Annotated in this window: 15 protein-coding genes and 3 pseudogenes; 15 read left to right on the top strand and 3 right to left on the bottom strand. The window is 41.8% G+C overall.

From position 1 onward, the window contains the following. Positions 1–179: 179 nt before the first annotated feature. Positions 180–728 carry a DUF3332 family protein gene (locus OC193_RS08970; protein WP_026084404.1) on the bottom strand — a complete coding sequence of 183 codons (549 nt, stop codon included), beginning with the start codon at positions 726–728 and terminating at the stop codon, positions 180–182. Between the two features lie 322 nt (positions 729–1050). Between OC193_RS08970 and OC193_RS08965 the strand changes: the two genes are divergently transcribed. Next, positions 1051–1950 (top strand): LysR family transcriptional regulator, encoded by a 900-nt coding sequence (locus OC193_RS08965; protein WP_048662178.1) that lies wholly within the window; start codon positions 1051–1053, stop codon positions 1948–1950. A gap of 139 nt (positions 1951–2089) precedes the next feature. Here the strand turns inward: OC193_RS08965 and OC193_RS08960 are convergent, their stop codons facing one another. Continuing rightward, complete coding sequence (locus OC193_RS08960) at positions 2090–3913, bottom strand: M4 family metallopeptidase (RefSeq protein ID WP_048662179.1); 1824 nt, start codon at positions 3911–3913, stop codon at positions 2090–2092. 636 nt (positions 3914–4549) lie between these two features. On the opposite strand from OC193_RS08960, the gene OC193_RS08955 reads away from it, so the two are divergent. Then, entirely contained in the window at positions 4550–5797 is a 1248-nt protein-coding gene (locus tag OC193_RS08955) for a DUF3644 domain-containing protein (protein ID WP_048662180.1), read from the top strand. 146 nt (positions 5798–5943) lie between these two features. Continuing rightward, entirely contained in the window at positions 5944–6828 is an 885-nt protein-coding gene (locus OC193_RS08950; RefSeq protein ID WP_048662181.1) for an AbiTii domain-containing protein, read from the top strand. A 31-nt stretch (positions 6829–6859) separates the two neighbouring features. Here the strand turns inward: OC193_RS08950 and OC193_RS08945 are convergent. Continuing rightward, positions 6860–6958, bottom strand: a pseudogene (locus OC193_RS08945) (IS110 family transposase); the annotation flags it as partial. A 91-nt stretch (positions 6959–7049) separates the two neighbouring features. Between OC193_RS08945 and OC193_RS08940 the strand changes: the two are divergent. From OC193_RS08940 to OC193_RS08885, 12 genes and pseudogenes are all read left to right on the top strand, one after another. Further along, complete coding sequence (locus tag OC193_RS08940; protein ID WP_048662182.1) at positions 7050–7499, top strand: GNAT family N-acetyltransferase; 450 nt, start codon at positions 7050–7052, stop codon at positions 7497–7499. Positions 7500–7537: 38 nt separating this feature from the next. After that, positions 7538–8428 carry a hypothetical protein gene (locus OC193_RS08935; RefSeq protein WP_048662183.1) on the top strand — a complete coding sequence of 297 codons (891 nt, stop codon included), beginning with the start codon at positions 7538–7540 and terminating at the stop codon, positions 8426–8428. Between the two features lie 198 nt (positions 8429–8626). Further along, the gene (locus tag OC193_RS08930; RefSeq protein ID WP_048662184.1) at positions 8627–10045 is read left to right on the top strand and encodes an SLC13 family permease; all 1419 of its coding nucleotides are present in this window, start codon (positions 8627–8629) and stop codon (positions 10043–10045) included. Between the two features lie 6 nt (positions 10046–10051). Further along, positions 10052–11407 (top strand): ATP-binding protein, encoded by a 1356-nt coding sequence (locus OC193_RS08925; protein ID WP_048662185.1) that lies wholly within the window; start codon positions 10052–10054, stop codon positions 11405–11407. Then, on the top strand, positions 11394–11867 hold the full coding sequence (locus OC193_RS08920; RefSeq protein WP_048662187.1) for a response regulator: 474 nt from the start codon (positions 11394–11396) through the stop codon (positions 11865–11867). The genes OC193_RS08925 and OC193_RS08920 overlap by 14 nt, the downstream gene beginning before the upstream one ends. 452 nt (positions 11868–12319) lie before the next feature. After that, positions 12320–12819: pseudogene (locus OC193_RS08915) on the top strand (opioid growth factor receptor-related protein). Between the two features lie 198 nt (positions 12820–13017). Continuing rightward, on the top strand, positions 13018–13473 hold the full coding sequence (locus OC193_RS08910; protein ID WP_048662190.1) for a hypothetical protein: 456 nt from the start codon (positions 13018–13020) through the stop codon (positions 13471–13473). 113 nt (positions 13474–13586) lie between these two features. Continuing rightward, complete coding sequence (locus tag OC193_RS08905; protein ID WP_230682694.1) at positions 13587–14261, top strand: hypothetical protein; 675 nt, start codon at positions 13587–13589, stop codon at positions 14259–14261. A gap of 202 nt (positions 14262–14463) precedes the next feature. Further along, positions 14464–14931, top strand: coding sequence for a cold shock domain-containing protein (locus OC193_RS08900; protein ID WP_048662191.1), 468 nt, complete (start codon positions 14464–14466; stop codon positions 14929–14931). Between the two features lie 47 nt (positions 14932–14978). Continuing rightward, the gene (locus OC193_RS08895) at positions 14979–15485 is read left to right on the top strand and encodes a GNAT family N-acetyltransferase (RefSeq protein WP_048662193.1); all 507 of its coding nucleotides are present in this window, start codon (positions 14979–14981) and stop codon (positions 15483–15485) included. An 85-nt stretch (positions 15486–15570) separates the two neighbouring features. Then, a pseudogene (locus OC193_RS26020) lies at positions 15571–16002 on the top strand (GNAT family N-acetyltransferase); the annotation flags it as partial. Further along, positions 16000–16482, top strand: a complete 483-nt coding sequence (locus OC193_RS08885) for a tetratricopeptide repeat protein (RefSeq protein WP_048662219.1) — start codon at positions 16000–16002, stop codon at positions 16480–16482. The pseudogene OC193_RS26020 and the gene OC193_RS08885, both read left to right, overlap by 3 nt. Positions 16483–16490: the final 8 nt, after the last annotated feature.

The raw sequence follows: 16490 nt of genomic DNA, 5'->3' as shown, positions 1-16490 counted from the left end.
ACGTTCAAAAGAGTGCGCTTAGGTATGAGGGTATCTGTTGGCTTATATAGGGCAGATAAGAGAAAGGGCTAGTGCTTGGCTAACCCTTTTATGTTTATAAGCGAACGGCAATGCTTATAAAGACTGACTGTTGTTGGTGTATCTATTATCTCATTACAGAGCGGCGTTATATAAGCGCTTTAGCCCTGAGATTGCTCTGCGGATGCCATGTACATCTGCATCTCTTCCAGGCTTGTTTTTGCGATAACTTGGTTATCAATAGAGTAGTGAACTTCATCGCCAAAGCGTTCGCCCGTTAATGTCGCGTGAGAACCGTCGTTGTAAGTTAACTCAATTGCGATTTGGTCTTCGTTGATCACTCTCATTTCACTGTGGTCAATCACATGCTTTGCCAGCGGGTCGATAGGCGCTTCTGTTAGGCTGTCATCCAGTTGGTCATTAACATCAATGTAGGTATCCACTTTGGTGTCAAAGATGTGTGGTTTTTTGTTGATTGGGTTCTTACCCGTCCAAAATTCCAGTGAGTTAAATACGATGTAATCGGCGGCAACGGTAATACCGTAAGCAGGGGCAAGTAACATGTTTAGGCCACCACGAGCGTAACGGTTATCAACGGCTTTCACGTTAAATTCCATTAGTTTTCCGGTTACGGCATTGCTGCCCACACAACCAAATAAGGTCACAAGGCTCATTGAGATTATTATCGGTTTTGCAAATCGGTTAATCATTATCTATTTCTACACGTGTCTGTTTAGGAACGGATAATTATGTCAAAGTCATCTGCGTTCTAATATAACGCCACGCCTATACTTGATATCAGGAAATCCTATATCTCTATATAAACCAATACCTTGCTTATTCGCTTTGTTTGTTTCCTTTGCTATTTGGTTCGATCCTACCGTACTAGTTCGTGTTATTTGTACTCGGTGTTTTTACAATGAACTGTCATGACCATAACTGAATGATGGAAATTGAACACGATAATAGAGGGTAAGTTAAACGATATTAACTCTCCGTTTATTCATATAAATGACCGCCTAAAGGGCTCGAATGAAACGATTTAATCTGAACCTCATCTATTACTTTATTGCGATATATGAAGAAGGAAACTTAACGTACGCAGCAGAGCGGCTTAACATCTCACAACCCAGCCTCAGTGCTCACTTGAAGCAGCTTCGAGACGAGTATCGTGATCTGCTATTCGTTAGAAAATCGTACACGCTTGAACCGACACCTGTTGCTAACGATTTATACCCAATCTTTAAGCAAGCGCACAAACTTGTCTCTCACTCATTGCCTGAAACACACGACTTTGAACCGAAAGAGTGCAGTTACACGTTTCGAATTGCCGCGATGAGTATTTCAAGCAGTGTGACGCTGCCGCAAGTTCTGGATAGGATTCAGAAAGAAGCACCAGACTGCGTGATTGAAATCGTTAACATCAAAGAAGACATGGCGACCGACATTCGAGAGAAAAAGATCGACCTTGTTGTCGACTTAACCAGCGCACATCCAACCTTATTAAGCCAAGAGGTATGGAGCGATGAGTTGTGTATCGTGTGTAGCCAAAACCACTCGAACATCGACCAGCAAGTCAGCTTAGAGCGATACCTTGCAGAAAAGCATGTAACACTCACACATGATAACTACCGAGTGAATCAACTTTCCGAGTTTCACAGCCCAATCTTTTCTGAGCGAAAAGTAGCAAGAAAGCTGAATTCGATCGCTGACTTCTCAGAGACCATCTACAACAGTGATTGGATCGCAACCTTCCCTAAAAGTGTGGCGAAAGCGTATTTCGATGAAGAAAAAATAAAGATGTTTGAACTGCCATTCGAATACAACAAGCCATCATTGAGTGTGTATTGGCACAGCAACCGTAACGACGATATCGTGAACCGATGGCTAAGAGAACTGTTTACCAGTGAGATCTTAAAACTGTCTGCGTGAACAATGTGGCTTCTTAATCAGTCGTCTAAGTCTCTAGAGCAGTCCAGCCTGTTAATAAGCCAGCCTGTTAATAAGCAATCAAGCCTACTCATGTGAGTAGGCTTTGTTATTGGTTGCGACCTTCACGGTACGTTCTAACTCAATCTAAACGCAATGTGAGGCCAGAGTAGTTAGAGTACCCACGTAGCAACACATGATAAGTCACGCCCGGTTGCGCGCTCACACTGCACTGCTCATTGTTGCCAGCACGATAAGGGCGACAATCGTAACTCGATGTCGTTGGCTTGCTGCTTGATTTCACGTAAAGGTCGGCATCACCTGAACCACCAGACATTGAAACCGTCGCGTTTGATGCAGAATCTACAGTGAAGGTGTAGAAGCTCTCTGAGGATTGATTCCCGCTTAGGTTCGCAATCGGTGTGCCTTTCGTTAATACATTGCCAGTTGGAGGCGTGACACCACAGCTTGCATTCACGCCTACGGTGTTAAAAGCATCTTCAACATCGGCAACCACATAGCCCATGTCTGCTGCAGCTTTTGCTACGCCACAGGCACCGGCATCAAAGGTACTGTTTGCCGTCCAATACAGTTGGTTTGCGACTGTGAATATTTCGAAGCCCTTACGCACATCCCAACCCGATTTGTTCGCTAAAAGGTAAAAGGCGCGGTTATAAACACCGCTAGATAAGTGAACGTTCAAACCGTCGTAGTATTGAGAGGCATGATCAATCGAGCGGCCATCTTTTGATGGTTGGTCAAAGTAACGCAAGCCACCTTCCGATTTGAATATATCGCTACCCACAATCCAATCCACATTGCCACGCAAGTAGTATTCAGCCGCTTCGCCCGCAATATCGGAGAAGGCTTCATTCATACCGCCCGACATGTTTCTGTAAACAAGCCCCGAGTTCTGCTCTGTGAACCCGTGGCTGACTTCGTGAGCACTCACGTTAATATCGACCAACGGATAAAAGGTGCTGCCACCATCGCCAAACGTCATTGATGAACCATTCCAAAACGCATTCTCGTAATTCGAGCTGTAGTGAACTCGCATCGTCAGCTGGAAAGTTAAAGGCGAGGTGTTCATCCACTCTTTGTACATATCAAACACGACATTACCGAAGTAGTGCGCATCGTTAAGAGGCGAGTAAGCACCGTTAATGTACTTATGATCGGTGTAGTTGGTTCCGTCGGCACAGTTGTAGCTGTAGGCTGCGCTGCCGGACGTTCCGTTCCTCAAATCGACTGTCTTAACTGATTCATTTTCTAACTTACAAGTCGTGCCTGTTTTGTCGATGGGAAAGCTAGGGAAGTCACTGCCATATTCATATCGAGTGGTTTTAAGGTTACCACCGGGGCCAGTACCAGACGATTTAGCATGGTTTAAACCATTCCATTTTTGGAGCACATCGCCAGTCATGGCATCAATAAAGTAAAAAGGGCGTTCTGGATAAGAGGAAGCGATAAAGAAATCGACCAGATACACCATTTGTGCGGTTTGGTTCTCGTCCAGTCTCACCATGAGCCTTGCATTTTTGTTTTCAATCGACTTTTTGCCGACAGTAAACGTGCGGTGAGAGGAAATAGCAGCTTCAATCGCTTGTTCCTGATTCAGTTTTGGCGCGATGCTGGATAGATCACCGCTGATCCCTTGTGCCATGGAACCGAATACTTGAGTGGGTTGGTTCTTGGAAAGGGTGGCCACAACCGAAGTATCAAAGACGGGTAAACCTAGGTGAGTTTGTTGATAGCGTACTTTTGTTTTTCCATTGGGCAGTACCACCCGTTTTACTTCAGAAAAACCTAATTCTAGTGGGGCAACACTCTTCGACTGCGCGATGAGGCTCTGTTGGAGTAATGCATCATCATCGACCCTGACCATTTCTGCAGCGTGTGCATTAAAGCCAAAAGATGTACCTAGAATAGCTGCTATTTTCCAGCTTAGTTGACGTTGTTGGTTCATTATTCGTTCCTGATTTTAATATAAACTCCTTCTTCCCAACGGCTTTATAGGAAGTCTATATGCAACACGCTAATGCCATGTGTTGCGAATCAAGATTGGAAGAGCATTTGGATTTATGACAAGTTTATCAGGGAGATTGAATTTTATGGTATGTAATTCAAAGTTTACAAAATATCTTATTGATCAAATTGTTTTTATAAAATTAAATTTTATTATTTATCGTAAACATATGAAGGGTCGGGAGTTATTAAAATCCGCTTTGTTTGAATCTAGAGAATACATTTCTTTAAGTTAACTTCGATATTTCTCCATTTTTATCTTAATTATAAATGAGTAAATAAGTAGTTTTTTGGAAGTGGAAATATTGTCTTTATTATCAATAGTAAATTTGTTTTAACAATACGATCCATAGAATTTATCAAGTTTTCTTCATTTGGTTATGTTAGGAAGAGAATTTCTACATTTTCTTGTTCAATTACAAACTAATAAACATAAGTCATTGTTATGAAATGAGTTGGTCGTTTAAGATAGAGCCTAAAGGAAACTAGACGGAAAAATTATGTATTTAAATACAGAATTTTTCTGTCTAATCGCTGTTAATTGGCTCAATAAAATTTAGCCTACAGGAGGTAGAAATTGGGTAGATATGCTCAGGTAGATTTAGCTTACTCATTTCTTGCTGCAAAAGAGAATGCAGGCGAGTCTTTTACTATCGATGAGTTAGCCACTGCTACAGGTTGGAAAAAACAAACGTGTGGAACATATCCATCTAAGCGATGGCATCAATATGTTCAAAAAGATGGCTCTCATTATCTGACATCAGGAATTAAATCCCTTAGTAAGGAAGAGTTTAGAGCAGTTCATAGCCAAAAGTTGCAGCAAGTTAATGATCATTCCGTGAAAGGCATGCTTTTGCATAAGGCAAGGGAGTTTGCGCTACTTGCTGTTTCAACCTACAACAATCCATACACAGAATTTAAAACCTATGGCTATATCGTCAATATTGTCATTGCATATACGGCATTGCTTCACGCGATCTTTGAAAAAAAGGGGACAAACTATTTTCACCTGAAGGATGGCAAGCCTATTATCATCGACGGTGAAGAAAAAGCATGGGAGTTAATGGAGTGCTGTAATGAATATTGGAAAGGGGTTGAACGTCCTGAAAAATATAACCTTCAATTCCTCATTGGATTACGCAACAAAATCGAACATAGAAGCCTTCCTGCAATTGATTTAGCTGTGGCTGGTGAGTGTCAGTCTGCATTAATGAATTTTGAAAATTTGCTTGTTGAGGAATTTGGCGATTCGCATGCGTTGTGCGCTAATCTTGCAATAGCTATGCAACTTAGCCGAGTGTCTGAGCAGTCTCAAGTAGATACACTTAAGCAATTACAGCGTGATAACTATAAAATAGTGCGTCACTACATGGAAAGTTATAGAGCTGATTTGAGTGACGATATAGTTGAGAGCCAACAATATCGAATAAGAGCTATGCTAGTACCTAAACTGGGTAATCATGCTAAGTCAGCTGATTTAGCAGTTGAATTTATAAATGTAAACAACCTCTCTGAAGAAGAGCTAAAAAACTATGAGCAAGGGGTTGCGTTTATCAAAGGGATTGAAAACCCGTTTAAATTGAAGCCATCAAAGGTCATGCAATCTGTTAAAGAAAAAATCCCAGAATTCAACATGCTACTGCATACGAAATGTTGGAAGTACTACGAGGCTAGGCCTCGTGATATTAAATCAGATTTTAAGGGTGAATACGCATCTTACGTGGAAGGGTTTGATGGCTACTTATATACGAATAAGTGGGTTAAGTTCTTAATCGAAGAACTGCATAAGCCAGAGGTGTTAGCAAAGGTGCGAAGCGCCAATTAACAAATTGCCTAATAGTGACGTCTAACCTTTGGCATTTTTGGTTCGGTTGAGTTTAGTGATTACGGTGGCTTTGCTCAGGTTTCGTGGATTTAGCCGCACCTTAGCAAAGCGTTATGCAGCTACGATAGATTAGAGGAATAGAAAATATGTCAGGGTTGGTTTTAGAGCTTCAAAAAGATGCACTCGATCCTACGGTTAATGTATCCGTTTTACTAAGAAAAGCTTTAGTCGTTTCTAGGAAACTGTCTATCGCAGACATCGAGGTGTGGTTAAATAATGAGCTTAACGGCTATAGCGTAAGCTCAGATCAAATCCCTGATTACCGAGAAATAAAAGGGGAGGTTAAGGTATTCAATCCATATCATGGTTTTCAACCACTTCATATTCAGAGTCAGCCAATAGCTGATGAGTTATCAAAGAGAAAAATTGGTCAATCAGTTGGAGAGTTAGATTCGATCTTAGAAGGTGGATCAAATGACCTCAGAGTGCCTTTCGATCAATCTACAAAAAATCAAATAATGGAATGGATGGATTATCCATTAGAACCTACTCTCGTTGCTCAGAAAACGAGTGTAATCTCAATATTGGAGTCTGTTCGCAATGAAGTCCTTAACTGGGCATTGGAGCTTGAGTCTAAAGGAGTAATCGGTGACGGTATGAGTTTTTCTAAAGAAGAGAAGCAGGCGGCTTCTAATGTTACTTACCAAGTTACAAATAATATTCAGAATATGACGAATTCTCAGCTTCAGCAGGATTCTGCCGGAGCTTCCCAGACCTTGACGGTGAATGAATCAGGTGTCGATAACTTAAAAGAGTTTATTGAGCAGTTTAATAAGTACAGTACTCAACTAGAAATCGATGCACCATTAAAAGAAGAGCTTCAAGCTGAAGTATCAACTGTTGAAGTGCAATTAAACTCCCCGAAGCCAAAACCTGCAATTATTAATGAGTCTGTAAAAACTATACGTAATATTCTTGAAGGAATATCTGGTAGCCTCATTGCGTCGGGGTTGTTAACAGTATTGGGTTAAGCTGCATAACAAACGACTATGGCGTCAATGATTAGTTTTTGGTTGTATTTTCATCCCACATGGCGCCATCTCTCAGCAGAGAATTAAGGGTCACAACCATCTTTCGAACACACGCGATTATTGCGACTTTTTAGGTTTCCCAGTTACTAAAGTCGAGCATAAGTCGCTCTGCAATATTGTATTTTTGATCATGCTGATTGAGTTGGCATTATGTGGCAGGTATGGAATTCGAATATAAGAAAGTAGAACCAAATCATAGAGATTTTCAGTCATTAATCACAGAGCTGAATTTGTCACTTCGCAAGATTACTAATGACACAGGCGAAAGCTCTTTTGTATCTGACGCTTTTGACCCATCAAAAGATGGATGTATCGTGGTGTATCTAAATGATAGTGCTGTGGCATGTGGGGTATTTAGATATCATGAAAGTGAAGTTTGTGAACTTAAGCGGATGTACTCTAACAAAGCCGGTGCGGGCTCTTATTTATTGAAAAAACTCGAATGTTTTGCGATTGAAAAAGGGTATCGAAAAGCTATTTTATCGACACGTAAAGTTAACTCAAAAGCGGTGACCTTTTATTGTCGTCACTCTTACTCAGAATCCGGTGCGTATGGTAAATATGTCGGTGTAGACCGTTCGATTTGCTTCTCAAAGATGCTAGTCACATAACCACCACCTTTATCCAGCATCAGTTTCAAGGAGGAAACATGACAAGCGACCAACTATTGGGAAAGGCACTTTATAGCAGTGCCAGCATCCATCAACCTCATTCTTTAAAAGCTTATTTGGCTGCGAATTATTTGAATGGGTATTTCGCTAAATCAGACAATGTCTGGCTTAAAACGAGTGAGCTGATAAACCAAACTGAGATTGAAGTTTTAGGCGAGTACTCAGCAACGGTACAAGCGCCAAAGTTCTCAGAATTTCGTATTCACAGGATATTGGATAACGGGGTATACCCAGCGGCGTATGCTGCTTTAATGCAATGGTATGAGAATAAGGGCTTTCAAGATATCTTCTCGTATTACGTTTCGCGGGCTTCTAAAACAAGCGAATACCTTTCCCACAATGTGACTATCTTATTGGCGCTGAATCGTGTTTACCATGAGTTAGATCCGTCTCAAGTTCCTGCATTCCTTAACCGCTTTACTGAATTTGTCACATCGACCCGTTCTGATGACGACCAAAGCACTGACACGAGTGAAGTCCTAGAACTCAATAGCGTATTAAAAGCGTGCTTAAAACAGTTTGGTTTCTTTGGACACAACCTAATTACGCTTACGTGGATATTGCGTTGTAAGGAAGAGCTGTCGAAAGAGCAATATGACTCGATGCTTTCTAATCTTTATCGACAGGCCAATAGTCCATTGGAAGATCCTGATGATGAAATTGATCAAGCTATCTTGGCGCAGTGTCAAAGCTCAGATAATTCAGATGAGCTCTATGACAATGTCCACCGGTTGGTTTTTGGGTATACATCGAATCTACACCAGATAACGCTAGCGGATGCATTGTGCTTTCTTCACGAGCAATTCCCTGCACATACTGCTGAGCTAAAATGTGTCGCAGAGTATCAGTGTCGTTTGTTAGAACAGTAAATTTAATTGCAACAATAAATGACATACAAACGTAGAGGTAGCGCACAGAATCGACAAAGGGGATATCGTGATCACGTAATCATTGATCTAGCCGAGAGTGAGATAGTGACAAGAGTTCGATAATTCGTTGTCGGATCCAAATTAGAACTGTAAATCTAATTTCTAAGTAGTTGTTATCTCAGGAAGAGTTTTTGTGCTATGCGCCCCTATATTAAATACATTATCCCTATTTTAATTCCTTTCATTATCCTCGTAATGCCGCTATCAGCGTTTCCATTTGAAGGGCTCACGATTATTCAACAACGCGTTATCGCGATCTTTTTATTAGCGGCATTGTGCTGGGTGTTCGAGCCCATCCCAATTTACGCGACGTCTGTTGTTATTATCGTTCTGCAATTATTGATGTTGTCGGATAAAGGGCTGATCTTTTTAAGGTTTGAGCATGGGGAGGAACATTTTGGTGAGCTGTTAAAATACAGCGATATTATGGCGACATTCGCTAGCCCAATCATCATGCTGTTTTTAGGTGGTTTCTTCTTAGCGATGGCGGCCACTAAATATCGATTAGACGTAAACTTAGCTCGTGTGTTGTTGAAGCCATTTGGACAAGATCCAAAGTTTGTGATGCTCGGCTTAATGTTGATCACTGGTATCTTTTCGATGTTTATGTCTAACACGGCAACAACGGCAATGATGCTCTCTATTTTAACGCCGGTACTGGCTGTGTTTGGTCCGAAAGACCCCGGTCGTGTAGCGTTTGCGCTTTGTATTCCTGTTGCCGCTAACATCGGTGGCATTGGCACCCCGATCGGTACCCCTCCGAACGCTATCGCACTTAAATATTTAGTTGGCGATAACCTAATTACGTTCGGCGAATGGATGGCATTTGGTGTGCCGTTTGTCGTGATTATGATGGCGTTAGCGTGGTTTTTAATCGGCTTTATGTACAAAGCTGACCAAAAGAAAATCGAACTAAGCATTAAAGGTAAATTCCTTAAAACACCCAAAGCCATTGCGGTATACGTCACTTTTGCGCTGACCATCATTCTTTGGTTAATGGGTTCAAGCCATGGCATGAACTCTTATACCGTCGCTCTGATTCCTGTTGCTGTGTTCTCCCTTACTGGGATCATCAATAAAGAAGACCTGAAGAAAATTTCTTGGGACGTATTGTGGCTTGTATCAGGTGGTATTGCGCTTGGTTTAGCGCTCGATAAAACTGGCTTAGCAAAGCTGGTGGTACACAGTATTCCGTTTGATGCTTACTCACCCTATGTGGTGTTGTTCGGAGCGGCGTTCTTGTGTTTGGTAATGGCAAACTTTATGTCTCATACCGCAACGGCTAACTTGTTAATGCCAATTATGGCTGCATTAGGTTCGTCTATGGCTTCACTCACGCCACTAGGTGGTGAGTTAACGTTAATTCTGGTTGTGACTTTTGCCGCTTCATTAGGTATGTCGCTGCCAATCAGTACGCCACCGAATGCGTTGGCTCATGCCACGGGTCATGTGCAAAGTAATCAAATGGCCAGAATCGGTATTATCTTGGGTGTGGTTGGTGTGCTACTGAGTTTTGTTATGGTGTGGGTGCTACATTCAATTGGTCACATAGGATAACGATACGTGTATCAACAAAAGCTAGAAGCACTTATCGATCGCTATTTTAATCAGACAGAACGTAGGGTGACGTGCCGTGCCGGTAACACCATTATTGAACAATCAGCGTTAAACACTCGTTTGTATTATGTGTTTAGTGGAGAACTGGAAGGCTTTTATACCGATGCGAATACACCGCAAGTGCGAGTATTTAGCGCGGGTAGTGGGGCTTTTATAGGCGTTCACAGCTTCTTTTCAGGTAATTGGACTGCATCTTCAACGGTTGTTGCCAAAACCGATGTTGAGTTAGCGTGGATTGATAAAGACACGCCTGCAGAAGATGAACGTCAGTTTGGTCCTCTTACTGCACAGTTCACACCTGTGATCGTCAATGAGTTGTCGCGTCGTCAACGCCGTGCAACACAAGAAGCGATAGCGAAACAAAAAGCGCTAGAGAAGTTACATACTGCTGAGCAAATGACGACCTTGGGTCAATTGGCTGCAGGGATTGCCCATGAGCTTAACAACGCTATTGGCGTAGTAAATAGTAAATCTGGCCGACTTGAAACGGTCATCATGGATCTACTTGAAGAAGTGCATCCAGAAGCCAGTCAATTTTTTGATTTTGGGTTAATGCATGGTCAGAAAACGTCGTCGTCAGAAGCACGAACACGTGGGCGACAATTTGAAAGAAAATATGGTTTGGACAAAAACATTGCTCGCTCTCTTGCGAAGGCGATTCCAATTGACGCTTTATCTGCAACAGACGTTATTTCAAAACATTGGCTGAAAAACCCAGAAGAAGCGATTCGCTTTTGGCAGATGGGCTGTGATTTACATGATTTACGCTTGGCATCTAGACACACTGTCGGCATTGTAAAATCGGTTAAACAACTTGGCAGAGTTGATATTGACACCGAAGAAGCGGTTGATATTAACGACTCCATTAACCATGCCTTATCGTTGTTACAAAGTGAGTTACGTAGAGTATCTGTGCGATTGAGCCCTGCAGATTTGCCGACTTTTAAAGGCTCGAAAACAGAGCTCGTTCAGATTTGGGTCAACATTGTAAAGAATGCTTGTGATGCAATGTCGAATTCAGACGATGCTGCAATAGAAATTCAAACCAGATTAAGTAAGAAAAGAATATTAGTTACGATCACGAATAACGGCCCTGAGATAGACGAGGTGACTCGTAGAAAGGTATTTCAGCCCAACTTCACTACTAAAAAAGGTGGTTTATCGTTTGGATTGGGCTTGGGTTTATCAATAGTTAAGCGGATTGTGGCGGGTTATGGCGGAAGTATCGTTGTGAAAAGTGATGCTTCTAAAACTGTATTTAGAATCAAGTTACCAGTAGAGGGTGAACATGGAGAAGCTTAATTTAATCTGTGTCGATGACCAGAGAGAAGTACTGAGCGCAGTGGTACAAGATTTAGAGCCGCTGGCGAGTTGGCTGAATATTGAAGATTGTGAATCAGCGCAAGAAGTGCTTGATCTCATTGATGAACTTGACGCAGAAGGCGAACACATTACCGTCATCGTGTCTGATCATGTGATGCCAGGGAAAACGGGTGTGGAGTTACTCACGGAAGTGTTCCATGACAGCCGCTTTCCGAATACAAAGAAAATTCTTCTTACGGGGCAGGCCACTCATACTGATACCATCAATGCGATTAATGCAGCAGGCATCGACCGTTACTTTGAAAAGCCTTGGCAAGCAAACACATTAGTTGAGTGCATTCGTACTCTTGTCACTGAGTACATATTTGATCAAGGGCTTGATTACACGGACTATCAGAATGAGCTTGACCAGCAGGTTGTGTTGAGACGCTTACGCTAGTCTCTTATGTTAGCGACTTACGCTAGTCATTTATGTCAGTCGCTTGAAATTGTATGCACCGAAAGACGCTTTCTGAAGGGTTTTTTCTTTGAAAGATGTAACCTTTCGGTGCATATATTACCTATCTCTTTTAGTCGTTCAGGTTTTAGTACTCAGTTATTAACACACGGGTTGCTGGCTTAAGTCTAAAACTCATACGCCAACGGATGCCTTGTGTTTTCTTCACGAACGATTCCCTGAACATGCAGCAGAGCTAAAATGTGTCGCAGAATATCAGTGTCGTTTTGTTAGAAAAGTAAGTCGAAAGTATGCAAAAGTGATTCCTAATGCGTGGTATGTGGAGTTCGAAGTCAGATCTGTACTTACAACGTAAAGGACTAGGCTTTTCACGGCTTACTGCGTAATAATGCATTCGCCCACAAGTGGGGGTTTATAGTCAGTAGGATTTAAAAATGAGTGAGATTGCTCGCTTTATATCTGGTGAAGTGCCAGACAAATTTGGTCGTAATATTGAACAGTTGTTAGCTTATAATCACTTTTGGTTGGAGCATGACCATAAGTATATTCAAGTCTTTTTCCCAATAGATGAAGGGACTAAGTTTAATCAACATGCCCCGTTGGTTACTCAAGAAGATAGGGCGCTTTTTGCTAACTCAGAAGATCTTCGCACAGCTCATCTACAAGTGCTTGACCTGATGCTTGAGTTTTGGGGAATGCAGCGAGACGGAAGTGAGATATCTTCATTGTTGCCACTTAGCCCTGCGAACCATGTATGGTTGAAGAATCACGACCATAACCAGCTTCGACTAACACGAGCCATTCGCAGTTTATACTTGCTAGGCAATGAAGAGGTTGCAACTCGGTTATGCGACTTTCTAGTATCAGCGGCGAGCGAGACAGGCTCGGTGTCGGAGAAAACCGTTCAGTATTGGGCAATGCCTTGGAAGGTTAGTTTTTCTGTGCAGAGTTTTCGGCACTGCACATCATTGATTCTCAATGCGCGGCATTTTTGTACGGTGCCGCTTTCTCTATATTCAACATTTGAATGCAATTTGTGGAATATATCAAAATTAATTAAATTGATAGTAAGTTATTATTTTTCATTATGTTAGGGTTCTTTTCTTAAGGTCAGCGGATTAGGAAGAGGCTAATGAAAAAGGGATTTGTGATAGCGATATCAATCGGCTTTGTTGTCTTCTTCCTTGTTGGTCGTGAGCTTCAGTGGTTCGGGTCCAGTAATTCCGAGTCGTTTCCTAAACTTCCTGATAGTCCGCAATTTGTGCCATCTACTGATTTCGACGGTGAGTGGCTAGGCCGTCGTATTAATACCACTGGCAATAATATGTGTGAACGTACAACCATCACTGGAATCATTCATGAAGGTAAAGTCACGCTAAGGCTTACCTACAACGGAACACCATTAGAAGGTTGGGTTACAGAAAGCGGCGACTTACGGTTATATGCCAAACATCGCCAGTGGGATTATCGCTTTTCAGCAACTGGCAACAGCAAGCGATTTGATGGTCGTTGGCATTTAACCAACGGCCCGTGCCAAGGGACTTGGTTTATAGAAAAGCTGGGTGACAATCTTGGTGTTGACCAATAAAGGACAATTTTCATGATATCCAACATTTGGCACTTTCGATACGCATTTGCAGAAGGTAATTACGTTAGGGAACTCTGCCTTTTTCCGTTCTCAATTAAAGTTGGTCTGCGCTGATGAATAATGAAGTAATGAAAAAGCTAGGTTGGTTCATGGTACGGTCAGTCATTGCGTACTTATCTATCGGAGTTTTACTGGGCGTTGTCATACTTAACAATACCTACGCTCCGCGCTTTTTCTCAATGGACTGGGACATTATGGTGTGGTTTGCCGTCTTGGTGACCATATTAAGTTATGTCCTATTTCGGATAAAGAGGACGACTAATATCGGCAAACTTATGTTTGCAAGTATTTTGGGAACCGTTGTTTTGTTTATGTATGCTGAAGAAAGTTATTGGATTGCCAATATTAACGTGCGCTCTTGGAGTCTGTTTCTTAGTGTATTGTATGTGTCTATGCTTTTATATTTCTTATTTCCTCACCGATGGTTAAAGCCGTTTCTGTTTTTATCACCTGTTGCTGCTAGCTCATGGGTTTTATTCTGGATAGGTTATACGCCGATTAACGTCACCTTGAGCATCATGGAAGTGCAAGGGACAATTCCAGACGAAAAATATCACAAGGCAATCTCTATGCTCCCCGATATTTATAGTACTTGTCTGATATCGGCTTTACTTTGGACTTCACAGGTACTAGGCGTTTACGCCTTGGCGTATTGGGGAAACAACCCACGAGTGAGTTACCAAAATACGGTGCGATCGTTAAAATCAATGGTTAGCTCTTCAAGTTAGCCACTCTTAATTTTGCTTTGTGGGTTTCAGCCTACTTTGGTTTATCTCTTGTTTATGGGAAGGGCAAAGACATTCTGACTAAAATGAGTAAAGTTAAGAGTCCATCGAGTAATTTGCCCCCATATTAAGCTGTCATAATGTAATCTGCATATTGTTGGTGATACTAGTCAAGAGTTGAAAGCGGTTTGAAGAAGGAATAGCTATGAATGGAAAAATTGTTCGCTGGGTTGATGAGAAAGGCTTCGGGTTCATTAACTCCGATGAATTAGAGGGCGATGTTTTTGTTCATATATCGAAGTTTACGGACGGTTATCGTCGTCCTCAAATTGGGGATGAAGTTGAATTTCAATTATCGAATAGTGGCTCTAAACTCAGCGCTTCGAGTGCTCAACTAGTTGGTATAGAAACATCCCAATCTAACCCTCTTTCAATTATTTTGTCTGCACTTTTCGTCGGGCTTATTGGCGCAGGTTTGTATCTTTTGGTATTGGAGCCTAAGTTAAATCCTGCATATGAGAATATGGGATTTAGTTGCCAAGGTAAAACGCATTGTAGTGAGATGCTATCTTGCGATGAAGCAAAGTTTTATTTGGCAAACTGTCCCAATGTGAAAATAGATGGTGATCGTGATGGTATTCCTTGCGAGAGTCAGTTCTGCAGTCACTATTGATGCCTGTTTATTAGTCATTCAAAAATAGACAACTAAAAGGACATTACATGGAAATCAGAGTAGGGACATTACCTGATATTGCAGGCATCACCGATATCTTCAACTTTTATATTGAACATACCAATGCGCGCTTTGAAGAAGAGAAGTTGTCGTTGGAAAATCGCCAGCAGTGGTTTTCTCAATTTTCTAGTCAAAGTAAATATCAACTTTATGTCGCGACAGAAGGTGATGCGTTATTAGGCTTCGCGTGTTCTCAGCAATACCGGGTTATGTCGGCATTTGAAGATACCGCAGAGGTCACTATTTATCTTGCGACAGAAGCTCAAGGTAAAGGCTTAGGCTCTAAGCTTTATTCTCAGCTATTTGCATCGATTAGTGATTATGGTGTTCACCGCGTACTCTCAGGTGTTGCTTTACCTAATGAGGCTTCAATAGCACTTCATAAACGTTTTGGATTTCGAGAAGTCGGAGTGTTCAATGAATATGCGAAGAAAAACGGTCAATACATCAGTTCAATGTGGTTAGAGAAGGCGTTACACAAGGAACCAGATTGATTAGGATGGTTCAAACACGATGCAATACTCTTGGTACTTAAATTACGTATTGCTTAATGTTTGATTTAGAAACAAAGGACACAATATGGAAGTAAGGTTGGTCAAAGGTTCAGATCCTATGTTCGCTGAATCGATCACTAAAACGAATATGGCGAGTTACTATCAAGCTCGTGGAATCGCTTGGGGTCATAGTCAGTTTTTACGTAGCTGGGATGAACTGGATAACTATGAAATTTATGTAGAGGGTAGCCGTATTGGTGTTATCCGCTTCAGTTACACCAGTGATACAACGTTTCTTCGGGACTTGCAGATATTAGCTGACTATCAAGGTAGAGGCTTTGGCTCTAAGTGTCTCGATTTAGCTATTGAACATGCGAACAATCAATCATCGGCTTATTTAGTGCTGCGCGTGTTCAGTGAGAATCCCGCGATTAAGCTTTATCAAGCAAAAGGTTTTACTCAGTTGTCTGAAGTGAAAGGACTCGTTGAAATGGAACTGATTTTAGGAAGAACTATGGACACCATTATCAAACAAGCGATCGAATTGCGAAAAGAAGCCAAGTATCAAGAATCACGAGAGTTGCTGGCGATACTACTCGATGATGAAAAGTATGCTGCGAAAGCGCACTTGCACATAGCTTGGTCTTACGACAATCAAGGAAAAGAGCAACAGGCGATTGAGCACTATGTATTGTCTCTGTCTGGCGTGCTTTCTTCAGTAGAGCGTTTTGATGCGTTGTTCGGCTTGGCGAGCACTTATCGAAGCCTAGGCCTTTATGCAGAGGCTTTAAGCTATTTCGAACAGACTATGGCTGAGTATCCTGATTCCCTTGAAGTTCAGCCTTTCTACGCGATGTGCTTGTATAATTTGGGTCGCCATAAAGAGGCAACGTCTCTGTTGCTCGAGTTGTTGGTTTCTACGACTAATAGCGAAGCGATCAAAGAGTACCAAAGAGCGATCTCTTTATACGCTCAAGATTTAGATAAAACTTGGTAAGCTGCCAA

Source organism: Vibrio crassostreae, from assembly GCF_024347415.1.
GTDB lineage: Bacteria > Pseudomonadota > Gammaproteobacteria > Enterobacterales > Vibrionaceae > Vibrio > Vibrio crassostreae.
This window is presented reverse-complemented; position numbering and strand designations above follow the sequence as displayed.

What these genes read in the sequence shown, in the direction of transcription:
- OC193_RS08970 (WP_026084404.1), bottom strand. Translation starts at nt 728, where the DNA reads ATGATTAACCGATTTGCAAAACCGATAATAATCTCAATGAGCCTTGTG.
- OC193_RS08965 (WP_048662178.1), top strand. Translation starts at nt 1,051, where the DNA reads ATGAAACGATTTAATCTGAACCTCATCTATTACTTTATTGCGATATAT.
- OC193_RS08960 (WP_048662179.1), bottom strand. Translation starts at nt 3,913, where the DNA reads ATGAACCAACAACGTCAACTAAGCTGGAAAATAGCAGCTATTCTAGGT.
- OC193_RS08950 (WP_048662181.1), top strand. Translation starts at nt 5,944, where the DNA reads ATGTCAGGGTTGGTTTTAGAGCTTCAAAAAGATGCACTCGATCCTACG.
- OC193_RS08940 (WP_048662182.1), top strand. Translation starts at nt 7,050, where the DNA reads ATGGAATTCGAATATAAGAAAGTAGAACCAAATCATAGAGATTTTCAG.
- OC193_RS08935 (WP_048662183.1), top strand. Translation starts at nt 7,538, where the DNA reads ATGACAAGCGACCAACTATTGGGAAAGGCACTTTATAGCAGTGCCAGC.
- OC193_RS08930 (WP_048662184.1), top strand. Translation starts at nt 8,627, where the DNA reads ATGCGCCCCTATATTAAATACATTATCCCTATTTTAATTCCTTTCATT.
- OC193_RS08920 (WP_048662187.1), top strand. Translation starts at nt 11,394, where the DNA reads ATGGAGAAGCTTAATTTAATCTGTGTCGATGACCAGAGAGAAGTACTG.
- OC193_RS08910 (WP_048662190.1), top strand. Translation starts at nt 13,018, where the DNA reads ATGAAAAAGGGATTTGTGATAGCGATATCAATCGGCTTTGTTGTCTTC.
- OC193_RS08905 (WP_230682694.1), top strand. Translation starts at nt 13,587, where the DNA reads ATGAATAATGAAGTAATGAAAAAGCTAGGTTGGTTCATGGTACGGTCA.
- OC193_RS08900 (WP_048662191.1), top strand. Translation starts at nt 14,464, where the DNA reads ATGAATGGAAAAATTGTTCGCTGGGTTGATGAGAAAGGCTTCGGGTTC.
- OC193_RS08895 (WP_048662193.1), top strand. Translation starts at nt 14,979, where the DNA reads ATGGAAATCAGAGTAGGGACATTACCTGATATTGCAGGCATCACCGAT.
- OC193_RS08885 (WP_048662219.1), top strand. Translation starts at nt 16,000, where the DNA reads ATGGACACCATTATCAAACAAGCGATCGAATTGCGAAAAGAAGCCAAG.